The sequence below is a fragment of the Limnobacter sp. CACIAM 66H1 genome (genome assembly GCF_001601825.1).
In the GTDB taxonomy this organism is placed as follows: Bacteria; Pseudomonadota; Gammaproteobacteria; order Burkholderiales; family Burkholderiaceae_B; genus Limnobacter.
Genome location: NZ_LUJK01000090.1, coordinates 1 through 4,470 on the forward strand (window position 1 = coordinate 1; position 4,470 = coordinate 4,470).

General features: G+C 52.4%; 2 protein-coding genes. One reads left to right on the forward strand and one right to left on the reverse strand.

The window, feature by feature from the left end; genetic code table 11:
• On the forward strand, positions 1–2,269 hold a 2,269-nt coding region (locus A0129_RS15415), incomplete at its 5' end, for a CHASE2 domain-containing protein (protein WP_367190004.1).
• A gap of 30 nt (positions 2,270–2,299) precedes the next feature.
• On the opposite strand, the gene A0129_RS15420 is transcribed toward A0129_RS15415, so the two are convergent.
• Positions 2,300–4,470, reverse strand: a 2,171-nt coding sequence (locus A0129_RS15420) for a cyclic nucleotide-binding domain-containing protein (RefSeq protein WP_291716277.1), incomplete at its 5' end; no start/stop codon positions are given.

Here is a 4,470-nt window from a genome sequence, read left to right on the forward strand (position 1 = left end):
ATGCATGAGCAAATTGATCAAGTCTTGGCGAAAAATTGCGGGCAAAGCATTTCGCATCGGTGTGGGTTTTTCGTTCACGGCAGTGGCTTTGCTGCATGTGTTGGGCTTCGCACCCAGCGAAGTGGTGAAGCGTCTTGATTACCTGGTTTATGACGTGCGGCTGCGGGCCGAGGCACAATTGCCTGAGCTTGATCCACGCATTGTGATTGTCGATATTGATGAACAAAGCCTGAGCGAGGTGGGGCGTTGGCCATGGTCTAGAGATGTGGTGGCCAAGCTGGTTGTTGAGCTAACCGATCGGCTGGGCGCCGCCGCGGTTGGTTTTGACATTGTGTTTGCCGAGCCTCAGCAAAGTGATGCGCTTTTGGCCCTGGATACCATTATTGAAAACAAGCCTGCTCTGGGTAGCCAGATTCAGGAGTTGCGAACCGGAATCCAAGCGCAGTTCGATCGAGACGCGCAGTTGGCCGAGGTTCTGGCTGACCGACCTGTCGTGTTGGGGTACTACCTGAATCAGGATCCAACAGCGCTGTCTGGTGCCCTTCCGTCAGCATTGTTCAAGAGAAGCCAGTTGGGTGAGTTGACCCTCGACAGTACAAGCTGGCAGGGCTATGGCGGCAACATCCCTGTGCTGCAGAAAAATGCAGAGGGAGGCTATTTCAATCCGATTGTGGATGAGGACGGCACCGTTCGCTCCATTCCGCTGCTTGCCCAATTCAATGATGCTTATTACCAAAGTTTTGCTTTGGGCACACTGCGGCGGGCCTTGGGTAACCCACAGGTGATACCTGTGTTTCCGGAAGGTGTTCCCGATGATTATGGTGCGGTGGAATTGATTGCACTGAGATCTCCGGAAGTTGAGTTGGACATACCTGTTGAACGTGGTTTGTTGACCCGTGTTCATTTCCGGGCCAAGGGCGGTCCGAATGCTGGCGGCTATCGCTATGTGTCTGCTGCCGATGTACTTGCCGGTACATTGAAGCCCGAGGACATTGAAGGTCGAATTGTATTGATCGGCACTACAGCGCCAGGCCTGCTTGATTTGCGAAGTACACCCGTGAACCCGGCCTACCCGGGGGTAGAAGTGCATGCCAATGTGATCAGTGGCATGCTCGACAGCATTTATAAACTTCGGCCCGAGTATTCGCAGGGTTTGTTGTTCATTACCGTGCTTGCCGTGGGTTTCGTGTTGAGTGTGATGATGCCGATTCTGAGCGCCACCTGGTCGCTGTTGGTTGCACTGGCGGTGTTGGTGGCCAGCGTGGCAGTCAATTCCTTGCTGTATTTTCAGGCAGGCCTGGTATTGCCGGTGGCGGTGGTGTTGTTGCTGGTGCTTGCCATATTCATGTTCGATGTGGCTTATGGATATTTGGCGGAATCGCGCAGCAAGCGGCAAATGGTGGATTTGTTCGGGGAGTATGTAGCGCCAGAATTGGTCTCTGAAATGGCAGCTGACCCCAAGCGCTATTCCATGGAAGGTGAAAGCCGCGAACTCACAGTGTTGTTTTCGGATGTCCGTGGTTTCACCACGATTTCAGAGTCACTCAAACCCAATGAACTGCGCGAGTACATCAATGAATATCTCACGGTGATGTCCGAGATTATTCGCTCCCACCGTGGCACGCTGGACAAATACATTGGTGATGCCATCATGGCCTTTTGGGGGGCACCCATTGCCGATACTGAACATGCTGAATTGGCCACCAAAGCGGCCATTGCCATGCAGGAAGAAGCTGTACGTTTGAATGAGCGGTTGTTGGCACGCAATTGGCCCACGCTGGCCATTGGTGTGGGTGTGAACACCGGGCAAATGCGCGTGGGCGACATGGGCTCAAAAATTCGACGTGCCTACACCGTGATGGGCGATGCGGTGAACCTGGGTTCGCGACTGGAAGGCATCACCAAAACTTATGGTGTGGGCGTAATTGTTGGACCACAAACCAAAGCGGCTGTGCCCGGCATGGTGTTTCAAGAGCTGGATGCGGTGAAGGTGAAGGGCAAGAACGAGCCTGTTTCAATTTATGCACCTTTGGGCGAGCACGCCACTTTGCCTGAAGCAAGCTTGAGCCAGTTGGAAAAATGGGATAAGTTTTTGGCTGCGTTTCGTGCCCAGAAATGGCAGTTGGCGCGTGAACTATTGGCTGGATTGCAGGGCAGTGTGGTGACGAATCCTACTTTGCATGCTCTCTACGAAAACCGTATTGAGTACTTTGAGTTGAATTCCCCACCTGAAAACTGGGATGGTGTCACCCAATTTGACACGAAGTAAAACGAAGTGATTCAACCCAACTTAGTCGGATTAGATCAGTTCGTTTTGCTGGTTCAAATACACCTCGGGTGAAATTCGGAATGCCGCGCCAGTAGGGCAGGCACGAACGCAAGCCGGGCCGCCATCTTTGCCGTGGCACAAGTCACACTTGTATGCCTTCTTGACGGAATTGGCGTCGTACTTTACCGGGCGTTCTCCCAGAGGGCCACCCGCGCCGAACAGCAGCCAAGACAGCAAACCGGTTTTTCTGGGAGGTGGTTTCACCCTCAATTCAATCGCATTGTAAGGGCAGTTTTTGGCACAGTTACCGCAACCAATGCAGGTGTCTGCAATCATGACTTCACCTTTTTCATTGCGGCGAATGGCATCCGGTGGGCAGTCTTTCATGCAGTGTGGCTGTTCACAGTGTCGACAGGAATGCGCCAGATGAATATTCTGAAAGGTGGGTCCAGCATCGCGATCCAGGCGAGGTATTCCATCGTGAGTTTCTGCGCAGGCACGTTCACAATTGTCACAGTGCACGCACAGGTTTTCATCAATGACCAGGGCGTTGGTGGCATCGCCCAAACCTTGTTTCATCAAAAAGTGAATCAAGTCACTTTCACGTTTTGCAGTGCTTTCCCGGAAAATGGCGTCATGAACGCGCTTGCCAATTTTGGCCTGAAGAGACTTTTTCCAATTGCTGTTTTTGCTCAACACATCGATGACCGCATCGGCTTGAATCAATAACACCTCGGTCAATACCGTGGCTGTGCATGTGGTCTGTCGATCTGTTCCATCCACGAGGTCTATTTCCCCGACATAGCTGCCTGCAGACACATAGGAAAGCACCGAGTCTTGGTCGTCAATCAACTTGGACACTGCAACGGATCCGCGCCGAATCAAATGCAAGCCGTCGGTTTTATCGCCTTCACTGAACAGTTTTTCACCTCGCACATAGCGGGTCACACTGATGCCTGACGCAATCAGTTGTTCAATTTCATGCGCTTCAAGTTGCGGCGCAAGGTGTGTAGACAGAGCTCGACGTACGAACGTTTCATCAAGGGTTCGGCGCACCGCATCTACTGAGGCGATCAGCTTCAGCATGGCCTTGCGGGGCGTTTCGATCAATACGCAGTTTTCACCTGCGTACACTGTCGCCGTGCGGCGTCGCCCGGAGATCAGGCCCATCTCGCCAAAATAATTGCCTTTGTCGAGATTGAGAATGAATGGCTTGCCATCTTTGTTCACCAATTCAATGCCCACGCTTCCCTGCACGATGGCAAAGAAAGTGCTGGTGTAGTCACCTTTGTGGAAAATGACTGAACCTTTCTTGGGTTGGTGAAGCGTTGATTCCAGCATGAATTCGCGCAGCTGAAGTCGGGTCATCTGGTTGAACAGTGGAACATTCTCCAGAATCATGTCCAGCACGGCCGAGACGGAAATATCTCCCAGGGGTTTGAACTTCTCAGCCAACAGTGGCTCGTCAGCGGGTACTACCGGTAAGCCCATGATGGAATCCACCACCTCATGGCCTTGGTTCATTGCTTGTTTGATCAAAGGATATCCGCCCAGCGCACCGACGATGAACAGGCCGGGCACGTTGGATTCATAAGTTTCGCTAAGCGCAGGCACTGCGTTGGGATCGCTGTTGGGGAATGTCACCCCGAAGCTTTCAACCAGGCCACGAGGCGGAGTCGCGCCCAAACGGGCAATAATTCGGTGCACAGGCATGGCCTGCTCACCTTCGGGGCCTTTGTAGCGGTAGTTGAGTGTGGGTTCTCCCTCCTTGGCCCCGGGTATCTCCTCGACTGCACTAGTGCTGGTGTTGTAGAAGATACGCAAATCTTCATTCCTGTCTGCTGCAAGAATCTGGTTCAGGTTGCCTTCTTTACAGCGGGCAAATTCATCTTTGCGGTTGATCAGCACCACCTTGTTGTTCTTCATCAAGGCCAGGGCGTTTTCAATGGCGGCATCACCCGCACCAATCACAATGATGATCTCATTGTTGAACTCATCGGGGTCAGCCAGGGTGTATTGAACATTGGGAAGGTCGTCACCAGCAGTTCCAATTTTTCGGATATTGCCCTGTAAACCAATACCCAAAATCACCGTACGGGCGGTGGTTGTGGTTCCATCCTCGCAGGTCAGCTCGAACGGTCCGGCACCATTATTGAGTTTGCTGATCTTGCTGACTGTTTTCTTGTATTGAATATTTATTT